Origin of the sequence: Paraburkholderia sp. SIMBA_054, assembly GCF_046534875.1 — a bacterium.
Lineage (GTDB): Bacteria > Pseudomonadota > Gammaproteobacteria > Burkholderiales > Burkholderiaceae > Paraburkholderia > Paraburkholderia hospita.
In genome coordinates this window covers 1-298 of record NZ_JAWRXV010000528.1, presented here as the reverse complement: position 1 = coordinate 298, position 298 = coordinate 1, and the positions used below count along the sequence as shown (strand labels likewise).

The window sequence follows — 298 nt, the reverse complement described above, 5'->3', positions numbered from 1 at the left end:
GCCGTCTTTACAATTTCATAAAACGGAGACCGTCTCCGTTTCCAATATACTAAGCGGACTGTCCCTCCGTCTGCAAGTGCGAATTGCACCATGACTGCGTCCACGCCCAAAGAGAAAAAGCCACGAGCCGACGCGCTGCGCAACCGTGAGCGCATCCTTGAAGAGGCAAAGAAAGCCTTCACCAGTGAAGGAGGTGACATTAGCCTCGAGGAGGTTGCGCGGCAGGCTGGCGTAGGCCCCGGGACGCTCTATCGCCACTTCCCAACCCGCGAGGCCTTGCTCGAGAGCGTCTACCGCG

Annotated in this window: 1 protein-coding gene; it reads left to right on the top strand. The window is 58.4% G+C overall.

Annotated features, from left to right (window positions below):
* Positions 1-90: 90 nt before the first annotated feature.
* A partial coding sequence (locus SB822_RS56200) for a TetR/AcrR family transcriptional regulator (RefSeq protein ID WP_410858992.1) occupies positions 91-298 on the top strand: 208 nt, incomplete at its 3' end.